This is a genomic window from Homoserinimonas sp. OAct 916 (assembly GCF_003260275.1).
Lineage (GTDB): Bacteria > Actinomycetota > Actinomycetes > Actinomycetales > Microbacteriaceae > OACT-916.
In genome coordinates this window covers 1-1,211 of the sequence record NZ_QJHB01000037.1, presented here as the reverse complement: position 1 = coordinate 1,211, position 1,211 = coordinate 1, and the positions used below count along the sequence as shown (strand labels likewise).

The 1,211-nt window shown below is 64.6% G+C and carries 2 pseudogenes; both read right to left on the bottom strand.

Features of this window, described 5'->3' with window-relative positions:
• Window positions 1-244: pseudogene (locus DL891_RS16560) on the bottom strand (ATP-binding protein); the annotation flags it as partial.
• Window positions 241-1,211 (bottom strand): annotated as a pseudogene (locus DL891_RS16555) (IS21 family transposase); the annotation flags it as partial. The pseudogenes DL891_RS16560 and DL891_RS16555, both read right to left, overlap by 4 nt.

Here is a 1,211-nt window from a genome sequence, read left to right as displayed (position 1 = left end):
GCTCGTCGAGCAGGTCGATGCGCCGCAAATCTGCGTTCGGATAACGCAGTCCCGCCCGCCGGATCAACCCGACAACCTTGGAATGCATGAAGGTCGAGTAGGCGTCATCGACGACCAGCCGGACCCGCTCCTCGAACGTCAAACTGATCGACAGGGTCTCGTCCTGGGTATCGATCGCCTCCAGCAGCTCGCCGGCGTTCATCTCGCGGAGTTTGCGTTTGGTCTCTCCATCCAGCGCGCTCATCGGGTGCCTCCGGCGTAGTAGGCGCCGCCGCGGACATAGCCGCCTTCATCCGATTCCGGTTCGGGCGTGTGTCCGGTTTTGTCCTGCCCGGTGTCGAGGATCGGCCGCAAATGGGCGTAGCGCGGGGAGCGGACCGGGCCCCGCAGCGCGAACTCGCAGGCGGCTTCGAGTCTGGCCGGAGGGAACCGGCGCGACAGGCGCAACACGGCCAGCGCCGCGTCGAAGCCGGCCTCGTCGATGAATACGGTCTCGAAGATCTTCCCGATCACGGTGACGGTCGCCGGTCCCATCCGCGCCGCCCACTCCTCGATCCGGGCCCGATCCCAGGCCTGGAAGCTGCGCCCTTCCGGCAGGTCGGCGTCGTTCGTCTGATACTGGTTCGTTGTGCTCGCTGGCAGCAGCAGGTGGCTGGTCAGGCGCTCGTCACGCCGATAGACCTCCAGCATCGTCTCGGTGACGCGAAGGTCCACCAGGGCACCGATGTGGCTGAAGGGGACGGAGTAGAAGTTCCTCGCCCAGACCACGTGAGCGTTCTTGTTCACCTTGCGCTTGTAGGACCACGAGCTGATCTCGAACGGCGCCGGCGGCAGTGGTTGCAGCAGCGGTTTCTCCTCCGTGGTGAACACGCTCAGCCGGGACCCGTCGCGTTTTTGGAACGGCTGCCGGTTATAGGAATCGATCTGTTCATAAATCCGGGTGCGCAACTGCGGCAGCGACGTAAACTGCTCATGCCGCAAGCCCGCGATGACCCAGGTTGCGACGTGGGAGACCGTGTTCTCGGCACTGCTCTTGTCTCGAGGATGTCTCACTCTGCCCGGGAGTACGGCGGCCGAGTAGTGTGCCGCCATCTCCCGGTAAGCGTCATTCAGGACGACTTCGCCCTCTCGGGGGTGGGAGATGACCCCAGTCTTCAGGTTGTCGGGCACCAGGCGCGGGACGCTGCCGCCGAAGAAGGTGAACATCGATG